The following is a 15,748-nucleotide window of genomic DNA, read 5'->3' as shown; positions in this document are numbered from 1 at the left end:
GACCGGCAGGCAGAGCACACGATCAAGAAGCTCGACGGGACCATTGGCGAGAGAGCTCTTATGGCAACGACCCGAATCCTTCCAAGGACAAGTAGTGGTCCTTTTGCGAGATGGCCCATTCATGGGGCGGCCACTGTGTGGATGGGCCCCCGGGGTTCCGGTCAGTTAACGGTCACGATGTATTTGCCGAGCACGTGGCCCTGTTCACTTTTCGCTTGCGCGGCCGCGACATTCTCCAGTGAAAAAGTCTCCGCGACCGGCAGCCGAAACTTTCCCTGTTCGAACAATGCTGCAGCTTCGGCGCGTGCTTCCGGCGCATGGCCGGGGCCCTGGCCGCCGGTGAACCGCACGCCGTACTCGGCGGCCCTGCTGTCGGCGATGGTGATGACCTTCCCGGCACTGCCCGTGAGCTCAATAAGCTCCGGCAGGATGCCGGAGCCCACCGCGTCGAAGGCGACATCGACGCCGTGCGGGGCAAGCTCCCGCACCCGGCCGACCAGACCGGGGCCATACGTCGTCGGGATGGCACCCAGGGAGCGCAGATACTCGTGATTGCCTTCGCTGGCCGTGCCGATCACGGTCGCTCCGCCAGCGAGGGCAAACTGGACGGCGGCCAGTCCGACGCCCCCTGCGGCTCCGTTGACAAGGAGAGTCTGGCCGGGCTCCAAAGGCGGTAGATTCAACGCCCGGCACGCCGTTTCGGTCGACATCGGGTATCCGGCCGCCTCTTCGAAGGAGAGACTCTCCGGCTTCTTCGCCCACTCGGCCAGCACCGCGTACTGGGCCGTGGCACCCGTGGCGGCGGTGCCGAAGACCGCGTCGCCGACGGCGACCCCTTCCACACCATCACCGACCTCGTCCACGACTCCCGAGGCGTCCATCCCTACGCCGGCGGGAAAATCGATCGGCATCACGGCTGCCAGTGCTCCGCTGCGAATCTTCCAGTCGAAGGCATTCACGCCTGCCGCACGAACGGCGATGCGGATCTGGCCGGCGCGGGCGTGGGGCTCCTCGATGTCGACGACTTTGAGGACTTCCGGGCCGCCATACCCGGCAAACTGAACAGCTTTCAGGGCCTTCTCCCTGTGTAAGTTCGCGGCATGAGTGCATTTCTTATGATGCCCACGACAGGTACGGGGGGCAAGGATTCCGGCCGTCTGCTCCCGCTCCCGCCTGCCAGAGATGGGAACGCCGCGGATGTCCAGGCCCGCGGCCGCCAACAGAATAATGCCGCGAACGACGCCGGGGATTCCCGGACAAGGGAAGGCAGCCGAGCTTTTCGATGTCGTCAGCCGGCGCTGCAAGGCGACAAAGCCCAGCCGGCCATGGCGAGGTTACCGGCGGCGATCCAGGCCGCAGTCTGCTCGATGGTCAGGAAGCGGTGAGGGAGGGCAGACTCTTCACTCACGGGCCCCTGCGGGCAACGACCGGCGCCATTGCTGCCCGGACCGGGCGGACGAACCACACCAGGGCGACGGCCTGCGGGACCGCCGATGAGGAAGATCAGCGGTGCCGGGTTGAACGCTTCGGTACTGGAGGCCAGCTCAGCCGACACGGCTACTGGCTCAGGCGTCGCAAATGCCGTCGGCCCGGGGTAGCTGTGGCCCTAGGAGTCGTGGTGGAGCGCGTCTACCTGGCCCAGCTGCGGCGCAAGCTGGAACCGGACACCGCCAAGCCCCGCTGTCTGCTCACTGAGGTGGCATCGGAGACCGGGTCACGCCTTAGAGACACGCGGGCGTGGATGCCCGGATCAGCATCTCAAATCCTCTGTAATAGGCGCCGGGCACGCTGGGTTTCAGGGCTTGGAAGGACCGGTGCCGGAACCTGGTCCGGCGCTGGCGGGAATTTTCGGTCGGAGCCGGCGTTAGGTCTGAGTATGAAAGAAATCGTGTACCGTGCCACCGGTGATCCGTCTGTTCTCGAGCTAGTCGACCGCGAGATCCGCGACCCGGGGCGGGGGGAGGCGCGGGTACGGATCATGGTCTCCGCGGTGAACCCCACCGACTGGAAGTCGCGCCGCGGCGCCAAACCGGGCGAGCCCTTGCCCTTCGCGGAGGTCGTGCCGAACCAGGACGGCTCCGGAGTGGTGGACGCGGTCGGACCCGGCGTCGAGCACCTCCACGTCGGCGACAGAGTCTGGCTGGCTTTGGCCGCCTACCAGCGCGCCGGCGGCGGGACAGCGCAGGAGTTCGCTGTCCTGCCGGCCGAGCGGGTCTTTCCGCTACCGGAAAACGCCGGGTTCGACCTCGGCGCAAGCCTGGGCGTTCCCGCGATCACCGCCCACCGGGCCCTGACCATCGCCGAGGACGGCCCGCGGCGTCTGCACCCGGGAGCCTTGGACGGCAAGGTAGTCCTCGTCGCTGGAGGGGCCGGCGCCGTGGGCCATGCGGCGATCCAGCTCGCCAAGTGGGCCGGTGCCGTTGTGATCACGACCGTGAGCGGACCGGCGAAGGCTGCGCTGGTCGTGGCCGCCGGCGCCGATCACGTTATCAATTACCGGGAAACCCACGCGGCCGAAGAGATCCGCCGGATCGCTCCCAACGGCGTCGACCAGATCGTGGAGGTGGCACCCGCGCAGAACGCGGAACTCGACCTGGCGGTGATCCGCAACCGCGGCTCCGTCGCGGTCTACGCCAACAACGGTGGCGATCAGGTGAGCCTGGACGTGCGCAGGCATTTCAGCCTCAACGTCCGCTACCAGTTCGTGCTGCTCTACACCGTTGGCATGGCGGCGGTGCACGCCGCCGCGGAGGACATCAATGCGGCCATCGCCGACGCCGCCCTTCCGGTGGGAGAGGCCGCAGGCCTGCCGCTGCATCGCTTTGACCTGGCTGACACGGCTGCGGCCCACACGGCGGTGGAAGAGAGCATCGTCGGCAAGGTATTGATCGATGTGTCAGCGGGCTAGCCGATAACGCTTCGCTACGTTCCCGCACTGTCACCCATGGCCGAAAAGTGGCCGGCGCCCGCGCACTGCTGCTCGCCGCCGGCGTGGCCCGTGTGGATTTCGGCCAGCCCATCATTGCCGTCGCGAACAGCTTCACCGAATTCGTTCCTGGCCACACACCACTCCAGCCTGCACGTTCGGGTGCGACCGGGTCGAAGGCCGGCTTGAAGACCTGCACCGCTCTTTGCACGCTCCCTCCGGGATCTTTGGGCGGACCCAACGTCTGCCTTTACTGCCGCCGCTACCTTCCTGACGGCTTCGGACCCAGTCTTCCCCCTGCAAGGGCGGAACGGTAGCGTGATCCGTGGTCACCGCGGACTCTCTGCGGTGTGGACCGGAGAGGGAACAACATGGCGCAGTTCACGGACAAAGTGGCGCTCATTACCGGAGGAGGCTCCGGCCTTGGCGAAGCAATCAGCAAGGAGCTCGCCGCCAAAGGAGCGAGCGTGGTCGTCACAGATATCAATTTCGATGCCGCGCAGCGCGTCGTTAAGGAAATCGTGGGCACCGGCGGGACTGCTTCAGCAGTCCGGCAGGATACTGCTGAAAAGGAGGATTCGGAGATGGTGGTGAGGCACGCCGTTGATACCTATGGCGGCTTGCACCTGGCGGTCAACAATGCCGGTGTGGGGGGCAAAGCTGCCCCGGCTGGCGAGACAGACTTGGACGAGTGGGACAAGGTCATCGGAATTAACCTCAGCGGCGTGCTCTACGGCATGCGCTACCAGATCCCGCAGATGCTCCAAGCCGGTGCCCAGAACTGCGCCATTGTGAACATGGCCTCCATCCACGGCACCGTAGCTGCCCTGGGCAACGGAGCGTACACCGCCGCCAAGCATGGCGTAGTGGGTATCACTAAGAATGCCGCTGCTGAGTACGGCCCCCTGGGCCTGCGGATCAATTCCGTTGGCCCCGGATACATCAGGACGCCGCTCCTGGAGAACAACCTAAGCCCTGACGTTATGGGTGCCCTCGCAGACAAGCACCCCCTCGGTCGACTTGGCACGTCAGAGGAGGTGTCCCACGTGGTCTGCTTCCTCCTCTCTGAAGAGGCCTCGTTCGTAACTGGTGCCTACTACCTGATCGACGGTGGCTACACAGCCGTGTGACGGCACGGGCCGGCGTCACGAACGCGGCCGGAAAGGAGACCGGAAAGAGCACCGCACGGCGTCTGACACTTTCCTCCAGGTCAGCGAAACGACGTTGCCTGTTGTCGGTGAGAACATCCATGCAATGGCCCAGCGGGCATCGCCATCGACTTTGAGTGGGGTTGGCGTCATCTCTTGAGACGGGCCGGGGTTGCCCGCAGGCTGAGCGGGTGGCCTCCGGATCGGAGACTGCGGCCTGGCGGAGGCGGTGAGGTGGTGATTGGCGACGGCGTCATACTCGCTTTCGCTGAGCCGTACCGGTGCCGGGCTGGGCCGGATTCCGTGTGCTTCGGAGGGAGTCGCCTCAGTGCTCTTCATCGATGGCTGTTTCAGGACGTCCACACGCTGCAGCAGGGCCGCCGTTGACCGCATGCAACGCCGTGAGTACTGTGAGTCCACTATCCATCCGCGCCGTGGAGGGAGCAATGGGCTGGGATTCCAAGAAGCATGCCTGACGAAAACAAGCGCGAGGTCCGCTGGTTGCCGCAGCCTGAGGAGCAAGATTATCCGTGCGCGGCGGCCTATCTTTCCTTACTTGAATCCGACGATGTCGTCGCCTCCGTTGTCGCCTCGCTCATGGTCGCCCCAATCCAGCATCGCAAGGCGAAGGACATTCTCCGGGCCGCGAGGCTGGCGCTGCTGCCCGAGGACAACGCCCACGTGGCCTCGGACCTGAAGAAGATCAAGGAAGGCAGGAAGCTCTCTCCTGTCCTGATGGTCACGGGCGACCTGGCCCGGGGCATTCCCGCGCAGGTGGCCGACGGCTACCACCGGGTGTGCGCAAGCTACTACACGGACGAAAACACCGACATTCCACTCAAACTCGCTGACGCGCCCCGGTAACCTCCGCAAGCAACCGCAATGCCGGTAGAAGGAGGAACGTGTCATTCTTTCAGCTTTCGCTGATCGCCGCGGTAGCTCTCCTCGGGCCGCTGCTGGCGCTCCCCGAAAAATGGCATCTTCCCGTGGTGGTGGGGGAGTTGCTGGCTGGAATCGCCATCGGGCACACGGGTCTGGACCTGGTGGACTCCTCAGATCCTACGTTCACCTTTGTGGCCGACGTCGGATTCGCCCTCATCATGTTCGTCGCCGGGACGCATGTCCCAGTGCGGGACGCAGCCATCCGGCCCGCACTGGGTGGTGGCGCCCTGCGTGCCGGCATCGCCGCGGTGCTCGCGGGCGCCGTCGGAATCGTCATTGCCTTTGCCTTTGGCACCGGCCATGCTCCCCTTTACATCGTTCTGCTCGCGTCCTCTTCGGCAGCCTTGGTCCTGCCGATCGTCGATTCACTGCGGCTGACGGGACCAAAGGTCCTGATGACGACGGCACAGGTTGCGGTAGCGGACATCGCCTGCATCGTGGCGCTTCCTCTTGCTGTTGACCCATCCAACGCCCCGAGGGCAGCCCTCGGGGCGGTGCTCGTCGCGGTGTGCGCTGCGGTTTTGTTCTTTGTGCTTCGCTGGCTGGAGCGCAGCGGCACGCGCGGACGGTTGCATGACGTTTCCGAGGGCCGGAAGTTCGCCCTGGAGTTGAGGATCCAACTTGCTCTGCTCTTCGCGCTCTCCGGACTTGCCGTCGCGGGCCACGTGTCCATCATGCTGGCCGGGTTTTCCTTCGGCCTCGTGGTCGCAGCGGTGGGCGAACCCCGGCGGCTGGCTCATCAGCTCTTCGCCGTCAGTGATGGCTTTCTTGGTCCGGTCTTCTTTGTCTGGCTGGGTGCTTCGCTCAATCTGCGCATTCTTGCCGGAAGCCCCAGAATGATTCTCCTCGGGATTTGCCTTGGCCTGGGAACCCTGCTGGTCCATGGAAGCCTGCGGCTAGTCGGCCAGCCTCTGCCGCTTGCGGTGCTTGCAGCGTCCCAATTGGGAGTGCCGGTTGCCGCCGCCACTATCGGCTCCCAGTTGCATTTGCTGGAACCGGGAGAAGCCGCGGCCATTATCCTCGGGGCACTCATCAGCACCGGGGCAAGCACCATCGCGGGCTCGCGGGCGTCACGCACTTTTTCGCGGCCCGCCACGGCGCCGGCGGGCAAGCCATCTGAGGGAGGCCCGACCGTGGCTGCCTAGTTCGCTTAGGCTGCAGGTGCGCATTCCCCCGGGCGACGATCCGGTTCGCGTCACCATTCCTCACCGGCACGGGTTGGCGGCATAAAGGGCGCTGCCCCGTCCGGGGGATCCCGTGGGGACCCCGTCCCCCTACGATCCGGGGAGGCGCGAGATGACCGGGGCAACGTTGATGATCCATAAGACTATTCCGGCGGCGATCAGTGCCAGGATCAGGCCTATGCCAAGAATGATCAAGGGTGCATTTTCTCGGGTCCAGAAGCGGGGCTCGCGTTTTGGTGACATCGGTGGCACCTCACTGTCGGGGCCTGGGCCGGCGGATTTATTGGTTTCGCCGCTGGGCCGGGTGGCCGCCGGTTCGGGGGTGCTGGCCTGCGTCAACAGCGGCATGTCTCCGAGGCTCTGACGAAGTAGGTGCTTTGCGTAGTGCCGTTCGTTTCACGGCGGAAGGCCTCGCCGCGAGCCACCGACGCTTCGGTAAGTTGCTGCCGCCGTCGCGTCCGCGGTTACACCATGTCGAACCATAGTGGGCTCGCCAACTGTGTCCTCCATAGGGATCGCCTGTGGAACCGCTGTGCAAACAGTTAGAGATCCGTGTTCCTCCACGCCGGCGCCGCCGAACTGCCGGAACAGGACCGCAAGCCCTGGCCGGGTGCGTGAGGTCACCCGGCGCGGATGAGGTGCCGCACTTCACTGGAGGCGCAGGATGGAGCTGCGCCGACCATGAGGCCGACGGCAGAGCATTCAACGGAAAGAGGTCGACAAAATGAGTACTGCCCATCATCCTGTCGCTTCAACTGGCTGGACCGGTTGGGTCAGGTTCGCCGGAGTGATTCTGATCATCAACGGCGTGTTCAGCGGCCTTCAAGGCCTCGTCGCACTCACCGGGCCCGATACCTACTACCTGTCGACCCCGGGCGCGCTTTTCATCTTCGATGCGAAGGGGTGGGGCTGGTGGAATTTGGCTCTCGGGGTCCTTCTGATCCTCACCGCTGTCGCGCTCTTCTCCGGTGCAACGTGGGCTCGAGTCGTTGCTGTCGTCGTTGCGGGCCTCAGCGCGGTCGTTCAACTGATGCTCATCCCGGCGCAGCCATGGTGGTCCTTGATCGTCATCGCCATCGACGTGCTGATCATCTACGCGATCATCGCCCACGGCGACGAGCTACGGACCGGAGAATAGCCGCCGAACGTCCGGCGCAATAGCGAAGTGCTCACCACCCGGCCGTGCCCGGGCCCCCCTTGAACGGACCAACGATCTGCGTTGTGATCCACCCGCCGTAGAAGTCACCGTCCTGGGAGGTCACCCGCTCGCCGTTGACTTCGCAGGAGTCCATGTGAGCCGGGTAGAGGGCCACCCGGGAACTGAGCGCTTCGAACCCCCGGGTGGGTTCCGGGTAGGTCCACCCGGCACGGGGAACAGCGACTCCGCCGGCAACGACGTCGAAGTAGTGCGCTTCTCCCTTGAACTCGCAGAAGCTGGTGCCCTCGACCGGGACGAGTACCCCGGCAGGGAATGAGTCGAAGGGCAAGTAGTAGACAGGCGGATGACTCGTCTCCAGGACGCGCACCGCATCGGTGGTGTCGGCAATCACCTGCCCGCCAAGCCGCACGATAACCCGTTCGGATCGCGGCTCGACCCTTGGCGGCCGCGGGTAGTCCCATACCGACTCTTGACCGGCCTCGGGTTTGATGGGCTGGGGACGTTGGAAGAAGCCGGAATAGTCTTGAGCAGGAGTCATGTCACCATGTTGCCATCTTCTGCTGGGATACCACCGTGAACGCCGGGGGTCTCGGTCCGCAAGTGTGGCGGCAGGTTCAAGCGGAAACGCCTCAAAAATCCTGCGCAGAACTAGACTTGGGAGCATGGCCTTTCCATGGGACGATTCGCGACGGGCGTTCACCGACGCCGCGGAATGGTTTGTGCACACCTCCGCCCTCGTCGGTGAACGGTGGGACAGGCCAGGCCTGGGCGAGTGGGACGTTCGCGCCCTCGTCGGCCACACCAGCCGCTCCCTTCTGACAGTCGAGGCGTACCTCGCCCGTCCTGCCGCGGCCGTCGAGGTCGCCTCCGCCGCGGAATACTTCCGCGCGACAAGAGCCACCGCCGCCAGCCCGGCTGTCGCGGCGCGCGGACGCGACGCCGGAACAGCTTTAGGCACCGAACCCGCAGGCGTCATAGCGGAGATCGCCGCACGCGTGATTCCGCTCGTCGATGCCCACGACGGTACCGAGTTGGTGACGACGGTCGCGGGCGGCATGCGGCTTCGGGACTACCTGCCCACCCGCACGTTTGAGTTGGCCGTCCACACCGCGGACCTCGCCAAAGCGCTCGGATTGCCGGCTGACGTCCCAGACACAGCTGCCGTGCAGGCTCTCGAAATAGTCGCCGACCTCGCTGTAGCCGGAGGTATGGCCGGGCCGCTCCTGCTCGCCGCCACCGGCCGGCCGGGTCTTCCGACGGGCTTCTCGGTGCTTTGACGCGCATGCGGTGGCCGCGGAAGTGTATCCCGGTGTGGGCCGGCCCTGGGGCTTATGGCCCGTGACAGCGGACTCGGCGGTCGGGAGGATTGCCCGATGACGAAGTCACAAAACATGAGACAGCCTTCCACGCCCGCCGTCGTTTTCGCCGGGCTGGTGGCATTGGGCTTCCTGTTCCGGCGCATTCAGTTGCGCTGGGGTGCCACCGCCGCCGAAGCCGACGGCGTGCTTCCGGGCGACGACCTCCTGTCCTTTGCCGATCTGCAGTCAACGCGGGCGATCACTATCGAGGCTCCGGCGGATGCAGTCTGGCCCTGGGTGGCGCAGATGGGTCAGGGACGCGGCGGACTCTACAGCTACGACTTCCTGGAAAACCTTGCCGGACTGGACATCCACAGTGCTGACCGTATCCACCCGGAGTGGCAGGACATCCAGGCAGGGGACCGTTTTCACCTGGCCCCGGCTGCTTCCGCTGACCTCGAAGTCGGCCTGGTGGACCGGGGAAACGCCCTCGTGCTGCGCGTTCCTCCCGGTTCCCCGCCCGGGCCGTTCGGTTTTTCCTGGGCATTTGTTCTGCAGGCACAGTCCGTGGGCACGACGCGGCTTCTGGTGCGGGAGCGCTATGCCTACCGGCAGTGGTGGGCCCGGTGCCTGGTCGAGGCGGTGGAGGTCGCCAGTTTTATCATGTACCGGCGGATGCTCCAGGGGATCCGGAGCCGGGCAGAGGGCAATCATTAGTAACAGAGGAAGCGAACCAACTAACCCCGGGTTTTGTGATCGGCCCGAGTCCCGGGGCGTAGGTGGTCATTTGTTGTCCGGGCGAGCCCGGTCAAGCCAATCACCGAGCAACGCGGCGAGGAGCTCCGGCCGCTCGTGCATGAGGGCGTGGCCGCCGCCGTCGGCTACCGCCAGGGTGGCGTGCGGATAGTGCTGGAGTAAGTCCATTGCATCGGTGTACCCAACGATCGAATCCTGCCGTCCGGCTGCGATCAAAGTCTGCGCCGGGAAGGTGCCCGATCCGACGTCGACCACCCATCCGGCGAAGATCCGGCCCAGCCCAGCCGCGTCGACGAGCGTCGTGCCCGGAACGACATGGCTGCGGCAGCGGCGTGCGGTGGCCGGTGTGCGCACCACGAAGTATTCATCGAAACCGTGCCGTTGCTCAGGTTCGAGTTCGCCGTACGCCCCAGCGTCCTGACAAACCACCTTATGGGCGGGCACATTTTGTGAGCGCTCGGCGACGGGGCACAGCAAGGCCAGCCCGCGCACGATATGCGCCGTAGGAATGCCCAAGCAGCGTCATCGGTCCGGCCTCCAGCCGATCAATGAACTCAATGATTAGCGCGGCCACATCGTCGTTGCAACCCAGATCGCCGGTCGTTGAGCGACCCATCCCTGGCAGATCCGGATAGATCCGCCGGTATCCCGAGCCCGGGACGACGGCCTCGATCGCCGCCTCAATCTCGCGGTGATCACCACCGGCGCCATGAAGCGCAAGAAGGGGCACGCCCCAACCGCGGTCGACGTAATGAATCAAAACGTCGTGGATCCGTCGCTCCATGTCAACATCGTATTGATCGGTGCGTGACAGCAACACCACCCCGAAGTAAGTCGCCTCCCGGGGGCCGCCGGCCCAGAATCTTCTCTGCGCCCCGTGTTTTGCAGGGTTAGCTGGCGCGTCTCGCTTCAGCTTCAGTCTCCGATGCCCTCTGTCAGGCGCTGACGGAATGACACGAGACGCGTTTGCATTTCCCAGTATGAAGTGGCGGCCGGCAACGGCTTGCCGTCACGTAAGGCGTTGACGACGTTCACCGCCGCGTCGACTGCTGCGCGGTACGGCAGGGAACCGGAACTCACACGCCGGACCCCAAGCTCACCCAGCTCGGCAACCGTCAGCGAGGGATGTGCCAGCACGTTGACCGGCAGCCCGATGCCAGCGGTGATGATCCGGATGTCCTCCGGGACCACAAGTCCGGGGATAAAGATGCCGTCCGCCCCGGCATCGGCGTAGGCCGAGGCGCGGAGCAGGACGGCATCCACAGTGGCCTGTTCACCGAACCATATGTTGTCCACCCGGGCGTTGATGAACATTTCCGGGCTGCGTCGCTTGACGGCGGCAACCTTGTCGGCAAAGGCTGCAGGATCGACCAGGTGCCCGGCCGTGCTGTCCTCCAGGTTGACCCCGTCCACGCCTAGGTCAGCCAGTTGGGCCACAAGTTCCGCAACCTCGGCGGGGTCCTCGGAGTAGCCGTCTTCGATGTCCGCCGTGACGTGGACAGGCAGGCGGCACATCTGCGCCACCAGTGCGGCGGTCGCGGCCTTGGTGGACCGGCCCCCGTCGGGCAGGCCGGCACTTGCCGCAATGCCAAAGCTGGTGGTGCCGACGGCCGGGAATCCTGCTGTGGCAAATGCCAAGGCGGATCCGATGTCCCAGGCGTTGGGCAGCAGGAGTGGCGACGCAGCGTGGTGGAGTTCCCGAAAGGTCGCCATTTTCATTCCCATCCTCTGCCAACTGCATAGGTGAATGCGTTTTCAGTCTACAAACTCGGCTGGGCGGTGCAAGGGATGCATTCTTCCGGTCGCGGGGGCCACGTTATCGTTGGTCCAACACATCTAATCAGGAGGCGCCATGCAATACGTTGTTGACTTCGAGAACGTTTCTATGGCCGGTCTGGAATCGTCTCCGGTCGCCGAGTCGCTCGCCGGGTTGCGCGCCAATGAGGGGCGCTACTACCGCAACAAGTACGACCACGTTTTCACCGTGAGCCCTGCAAACGAGGTTCCGGAGGTAGTCGACCGGGTGAGCCACATCCTCAAAGAAGAGCGCGACATCGTCATCGGCTCCCGACCGCTCGAAGCGACCGCCTTCGAAGTGGACGGTTTGCGGATGGATTACGTGTTCTATGAGTCGGGGCTGTCGATCAACATCATGTACAGCATCGAGGATGGCGGGAAGCGGGCCGTGGGATTCAAACTGGCTGAAGGCATGGAGATTCCGGAGGAACTGGCATCACGCTTCAAGTTCGCCCGCCAGAAGTCGAAGCTTGCAGGGGTTATCCGCGGCTCCTATTTCGTGATCAAGGGCCAGTACTGATCAGCTGTCAGGACCCAGGGCGCCCCGGCCATTGTTTGCCGGCCCACGGATCGTAGTCGGCGATGAGCTCGTCCTGCGGCGGACGCTTATTGTCGGGGACGTGCTGCAGGTTCACCCGGACCCGGTACCAGAGTGAACTCGATACGCGCATTCCATCGACGAGAATGTCCGCGGGATGCAGTGCCGGGACGAGGTCCGCATGCCGGGTCTTCCATTCCTCGAGCGCCGCGAGCGCCTCGGGCTTGGTCTTGGTCCGGGCCACCTCGATCAGTGGCATCGCCGACTGCCGGCGGCCCGAGCCATCGCTGCCACGCGGCGGCTTTTCGGCGGGGCCGAGCTCGGCGGCCAGGGCGAGGAGTCCGTCAAGTGTCCCGACCGCGTCGTCGATGCCGGCGTGGGGGTCGCCCACCGCTGCGAAGCGCTCCAGCACCGTGGGCACCGTGAATTGTTCCGGCCGGGTGGAGGCAACCTCGTCCCAGGTGAGCGGAGTCGAGACACGGGCGTCGGTCAGGGGCCGGATCGAGTAGGCCGATGCGACGGTGCGGTCCTTGGCGTTCTGGTTGAAGTCGACGAACACACTCTCGCCGCGCTCCTCCTTCCACCACCGGGCGGTGGCGAGGCCCGGGGCGCGGTTCTCGACCTCGCGGGCGAGGGTCTCGGCGGCGAGCCGCACGTCGCGGTACGACCACCGGGGCGCAATGCGGACCAGGATGTGGAGTCCCCGCGAACCGCTCGTCTTCGGCCACCCCACCAGTCCGACGTCGTCGAGCACCTCCCGCGCGACATAGGCGACGTCGACGATCTGCGGCCAGCCGACGCCCGGCATCGGGTCGAGGTCGACCCGGAGCTCGTCGGGGTGCTCGAGGTCCTCGGCGCGCACGGGGTGCGGGTTAAGGTCCAGGCATCCAAGATTCACGACCCACGCCAGGCCCGCAGCATCCCGGAGGACGGCCTCTTCGGCTGAGGTCCCCGACGCGTAGTGCAGCGTCACCGTGTCAATGAAGTCGGGGTGGTTTTCCGGCACGCGCTTCTGGAAGAACGGCTCAGCGCCGATCCCCTTCGGGAAGCGTTTGAGCACCATGGGCCGTCCGCCGGCGCCCCGCAGCGCGCCATCTGCGACGGCGAGGTAGTAGCGAACCAAGTCGAGCTTCGTCAGCCCGGGCTCGGGGAACACCACCCTGTCCGGACTCGAGATGCGAACCTCGGTGCCGGCAATGTTGAGGATCTCAGCCGGGGTCTTGGACGGGGTCATGCCGCCACGCTAGCAATGATCGGTTGTCCCGGCCAGACCAGCTGCGGCAGGGAAATTTGTCCCGGAAGGGCCCGGGCCTGGCCCTTGCCGCTGCATGCGGAACTGATCCCCGCAGCAGCTGAGGCCCACACCCCGTCAGGGCATGGGCCCCGCCTGTTACCTCGTCAGTCCACCTGTGCCGTCAGGCCGGCGGCCTCGATCGCCGTCGAGGCCGCAGTCTCATCATTGTCAGAGCTGTCGCCGCTGATTCCGACGGCACCCTGGATCGTGCCGTCGTTATCGCGTACCAATACGCCACCGGGCACCGGGATAAGTCGGCCACCAAGGGCGGCGGCCGCTGCCGCGATGAAGTAGGCCTGCTGCTCGGCGCGCTCCATGATGGCACGCGAACCCATCCCGAGAGCCAACGCCCCATACGCCTTGCCTTGTGCGATCTCAAAGCGATTATTCGAGGCGCCGTCCTGGCGCGCGGCGGCGATGACGTGGCCGCCCGCGTCGAGCACGACGACGGTCAGCGGTTTGAAGCCGTGCTGCCGGCCAGCCGCGAGGGCGCCGGCGATGATGAAGTTTGCTGTCTCCAATGTCATGCTCATGATGCGTTCCTCGCCAGATCGTCGTTGTGCTTGTGCGCCGCACGGCGCCGGTGCAGGACGGGCTCGGTGTAGCCCGACGGTTGGGCGGCGCCGTCGAGAACGAGTTCGCGGGCCGCGAGGAATGCCTCGGTATCGAACGCCGGGGCCATGGGCGTGTAGTCCGGGTCCGAGGAGTTCTGTTCGTCGACGACCGCGGCCATTCGCCGCAGTGACGCTTCCACCTCTTCCCTGGTGACGATGCCGTGCAGGAGCCAGTTGGAGACGTGCTGTGAGCTGATGCGGCAGGTGGCGCGGTCTTCCATCAGTGCTGTGCCGTGGATGTCGGGGACCTTGGAGCATCCGACGCCGTCGTTCACCCAGCGGACTACGTATCCCAGCGTGCTCTGGATGTTGTTGTCCAGCTCGTTGCGCCGGGCATCGGCAGACCACTCGGCGGGGTCACCTAGGGGGATGGTGAGCAGCTGCCGCAGGGTCGAGCGGCGCTTCCCGGCGAGTTCGGCCTGCCGGGCGTCAACGTCGACCTGGTGGTAGTGGATGGCGTGCAGGGTCGCGGCGGTCGGCGAGGGGACCCAGGCGCAGTCGGCGCCGGCGAGCGGGTGCGCGACCTTCTGGGCGAGCATGTCTGCCAAGTTGTCCGGAGCCGCCCACATGCCCTTGCCGATCTGGGCCCGACCGCTGAAACCGCACTCCAGCCCGATATCGACGTTGGCGTCCTCATAGGCCGCGATCCAGCTGGAGTCACGCATGTCGGCTTTGCGTACCATGGGGCCGGCGAGCATTGAGGTGTGGATCTCGTCGCCGGTGCGGTCCAGGAATCCGGTATTGATGAACGCCACCCGGTCCCGCACCTCCCAGATGCACGCCTTCAGGTTGGCCGATGTGCGGCGCTCTTCGTCCATGATGCCGATCTTCAGGGTGAGCGGTTCGAGGCCCAGCACCGCCTCGGTGCCGGCCAGCAGGCCACAGGCCACGGCGACCTCAGCCGGTCCGTGCATCTTCGGCTTCACGATGTACATCGACCCGGCCCGGGAGTTGTGCCCGGCGTGCGGCCCGCGCAGGTCGTGCACGGAGCCGAGGCCGGTGAACAGGGCGTCGAGGATCTCCTCGGGCACCGGTGCGCCGGCAGCGTCGAGCACGGCGTCGCTGGTCATCAGGTGGCCTACCTGGCGGATGAGCAGCAGCGAGCGGCCCGGCAGGGTCAGCTCGGAGCCGTCGGGTGCTGTGTAGACGCGGTCGGGGTTGAGCCGCCGGGTCTGGGTACGACCACCCTTGGTGACCTCGGCCGTCAGGGTACCCTGCATCAGCTGCAGCCAGTTGCGGTAGCCTGCCACCTTGTCCTCGGCGTCGACCGCCGCCACGGAGTCCTCGAGGTCCATGATGGTCGTGGTCGCGGACTCCAGCACGATGTCCTTTACACCGGCCGGGTCGCCGGACCCGATGGGGTGGCTGCGGTCGATCTGGATTTCCACGTGCAGTCCGTGGTGCACGAGCAGCACGGCCTCGGGCTCGGCCGGAGCTCCCCGGTAGCCCGCGAGCTGCCGCGGCTCTGCCAGCCCCCTAGGACCGTCGGGCGTGTCGGCGACGAGGGCGCCGTCTGCGATCCGGTAGACGGTGACATCGGCGTGGGATCCGGCCGTCAGGCGGGTGTGCTCATCCAGGAACTGCCGCCCGCGTGCGACGACGGCGGCACCGCGGACCGGGTTGTAACCGCCTGTGTGCTCGCGCCCCTCCGCGTCGTCGATGACGTCGGTGCCGTACAGCGCATCGTACAGCGACCCCCAGCGGGCGTTGGCCGCGTTGGCCGCGAACCGTGCATTCAGCAGCGGGACCACCAACTGGGGACCGGAAACCGTCGCGATCTCGGGGTCAACCCGGTCGGTCGTGATGGTGAAGGCGCCGGGCTCCTCGACCAGGTAGCCGATCGAGCGGAGGAAGTCCTCGTAGTCATCCGGATCCACGGGCGTCGCGCCACGCGAAAGGTGGTACTCGTCGATCTGCTGCTGCATCCGGTCACGGGTGTCCAGCAGCTCCCGCACCCGCGGCGAGAACTCCGCGATGAGCCCGGCGGCGCCAGCCCAGAATGCCTCCATCTCAATCCCGGTCCCAGGCAGCGCTTCGTCGCGGACGAAGGCGTAGAGCTCTTCGGCGACGCTGAGCCCGTTGGTCTCCAAGT

The 15,748-nt window shown here is 65.8% G+C and carries 16 protein-coding genes and 1 pseudogene; 9 read left to right on the top strand and 8 right to left on the bottom strand.

What is annotated here, in order from left to right; translation table 11 throughout:
* Positions 1 to 161 precede the first annotated feature (161 nt).
* Positions 162 to 1,073 (bottom strand): NADP-dependent oxidoreductase, encoded by a 912-nt coding sequence (locus BJQ90_RS09320; protein ID WP_413463665.1) that lies wholly within the window; start codon positions 1,071 to 1,073, stop codon positions 162 to 164.
* Between the two features lie 803 nt (positions 1,074 to 1,876).
* Here BJQ90_RS09320 and BJQ90_RS09315 point away from each other — a divergent pair.
* The 6 genes and pseudogenes from BJQ90_RS09315 to BJQ90_RS09290 all read left to right on the top strand — a co-directional run bounded on the left by BJQ90_RS09315 (position 1,877) and on the right by BJQ90_RS09290 (position 7,338).
* Complete coding sequence (locus BJQ90_RS09315) at positions 1,877 to 2,908, top strand: NADPH:quinone reductase (protein ID WP_226760005.1); 1,032 nt, start codon at positions 1,877 to 1,879, stop codon at positions 2,906 to 2,908.
* Positions 2,884 to 3,078: pseudogene (locus tag BJQ90_RS22725) on the top strand (hypothetical protein); the annotation flags it as partial. The gene BJQ90_RS09315 and the pseudogene BJQ90_RS22725, both read left to right, overlap by 25 nt.
* A gap of 219 nt (positions 3,079 to 3,297) precedes the next feature.
* A complete protein-coding gene (locus tag BJQ90_RS09305) occupies positions 3,298 to 4,056 on the top strand; it encodes an SDR family NAD(P)-dependent oxidoreductase (protein ID WP_226760004.1) in 759 nt (252 codons plus the stop codon).
* A gap of 486 nt (positions 4,057 to 4,542) precedes the next feature.
* Entirely contained in the window at positions 4,543 to 4,938 is a 396-nt protein-coding gene (locus BJQ90_RS09300; RefSeq protein WP_226760003.1) for a hypothetical protein, read from the top strand.
* A gap of 38 nt (positions 4,939 to 4,976) precedes the next feature.
* A complete protein-coding gene (locus BJQ90_RS09295; protein ID WP_226760002.1) occupies positions 4,977 to 6,161 on the top strand; it encodes a cation:proton antiporter in 1,185 nt (394 codons plus the stop codon).
* A 763-nt stretch (positions 6,162 to 6,924) separates the two neighbouring features.
* A complete protein-coding gene (locus BJQ90_RS09290; protein WP_226760001.1) occupies positions 6,925 to 7,338 on the top strand; it encodes a hypothetical protein in 414 nt (137 codons plus the stop codon).
* Between the two features lie 31 nt (positions 7,339 to 7,369).
* Here BJQ90_RS09290 and BJQ90_RS09285 read toward each other — a convergent pair whose 3' ends face one another.
* On the bottom strand, positions 7,370 to 7,897 hold the full coding sequence (locus tag BJQ90_RS09285) for a DUF427 domain-containing protein (RefSeq protein ID WP_226760000.1): 528 nt from the start codon (positions 7,895 to 7,897) through the stop codon (positions 7,370 to 7,372).
* A gap of 124 nt (positions 7,898 to 8,021) precedes the next feature.
* Here BJQ90_RS09285 and BJQ90_RS09280 point away from each other — a divergent pair, with 124 nt between their 5' ends.
* Both BJQ90_RS09280 and BJQ90_RS09275 read left to right on the top strand, forming a co-directional pair.
* Positions 8,022 to 8,636 carry a maleylpyruvate isomerase N-terminal domain-containing protein gene (locus BJQ90_RS09280; RefSeq protein WP_226759999.1) on the top strand — a complete coding sequence of 205 codons (615 nt, stop codon included), beginning with the start codon at positions 8,022 to 8,024 and terminating at the stop codon, positions 8,634 to 8,636.
* Between the two features lie 114 nt (positions 8,637 to 8,750).
* The gene (locus BJQ90_RS09275) at positions 8,751 to 9,374 is read left to right on the top strand and encodes an SRPBCC family protein (RefSeq protein ID WP_226759998.1); all 624 of its coding nucleotides are present in this window, start codon (positions 8,751 to 8,753) and stop codon (positions 9,372 to 9,374) included.
* Between the two features lie 66 nt (positions 9,375 to 9,440).
* Here BJQ90_RS09275 and BJQ90_RS09270 read toward each other — a convergent pair whose 3' ends face one another.
* The 3 genes from BJQ90_RS09270 to BJQ90_RS09260 form a co-directional block, all read right to left on the bottom strand.
* Positions 9,441 to 9,929 (bottom strand): alpha/beta fold hydrolase, encoded by a 489-nt coding sequence (locus BJQ90_RS09270; protein ID WP_226760040.1) that lies wholly within the window; start codon positions 9,927 to 9,929, stop codon positions 9,441 to 9,443.
* Complete coding sequence (locus BJQ90_RS22880) at positions 9,844 to 10,143, bottom strand: alpha/beta fold hydrolase (RefSeq protein WP_226760039.1); 300 nt, start codon at positions 10,141 to 10,143, stop codon at positions 9,844 to 9,846. Before BJQ90_RS22880 ends, BJQ90_RS09270 begins: the two co-directional genes overlap by 86 nt.
* A gap of 185 nt (positions 10,144 to 10,328) precedes the next feature.
* The gene (locus tag BJQ90_RS09260; protein ID WP_226759997.1) at positions 10,329 to 11,126 is read right to left on the bottom strand and encodes an isocitrate lyase/PEP mutase family protein; all 798 of its coding nucleotides are present in this window, start codon (positions 11,124 to 11,126) and stop codon (positions 10,329 to 10,331) included.
* A gap of 139 nt (positions 11,127 to 11,265) precedes the next feature.
* Here BJQ90_RS09260 and BJQ90_RS09255 point away from each other — a divergent pair, with 139 nt between their 5' ends.
* Entirely contained in the window at positions 11,266 to 11,730 is a 465-nt protein-coding gene (locus tag BJQ90_RS09255; RefSeq protein ID WP_226759996.1) for a phage tail protein, read from the top strand.
* 7 nt (positions 11,731 to 11,737) lie between these two features.
* Here the strand turns inward: BJQ90_RS09255 and ligD are convergent, their stop codons facing one another.
* From ligD to BJQ90_RS09240, 3 genes are all read right to left on the bottom strand, one after another.
* Entirely contained in the window at positions 11,738 to 12,982 is a 1,245-nt protein-coding gene (ligD, locus tag BJQ90_RS09250) for a non-homologous end-joining DNA ligase (RefSeq protein ID WP_226759995.1), read from the bottom strand.
* Between the two features lie 164 nt (positions 12,983 to 13,146).
* Positions 13,147 to 13,575 (bottom strand): GlcG/HbpS family heme-binding protein, encoded by a 429-nt coding sequence (locus tag BJQ90_RS09245; protein ID WP_226759994.1) that lies wholly within the window; start codon positions 13,573 to 13,575, stop codon positions 13,147 to 13,149.
* Positions 13,572 to 15,746 carry a malate synthase G gene (locus BJQ90_RS09240; protein ID WP_226759993.1) on the bottom strand — a complete coding sequence of 725 codons (2,175 nt, stop codon included), beginning with the start codon at positions 15,744 to 15,746 and terminating at the stop codon, positions 13,572 to 13,574. Before BJQ90_RS09240 ends, BJQ90_RS09245 begins: the two co-directional genes overlap by 4 nt.
* Positions 15,747 to 15,748 lie beyond the last annotated feature (2 nt).

The organism is Arthrobacter sp. SO3, from assembly GCF_020532825.1.
GTDB lineage: Bacteria > Actinomycetota > Actinomycetes > Actinomycetales > Micrococcaceae > Arthrobacter.
This window is presented reverse-complemented; position numbering and strand designations above follow the sequence as displayed.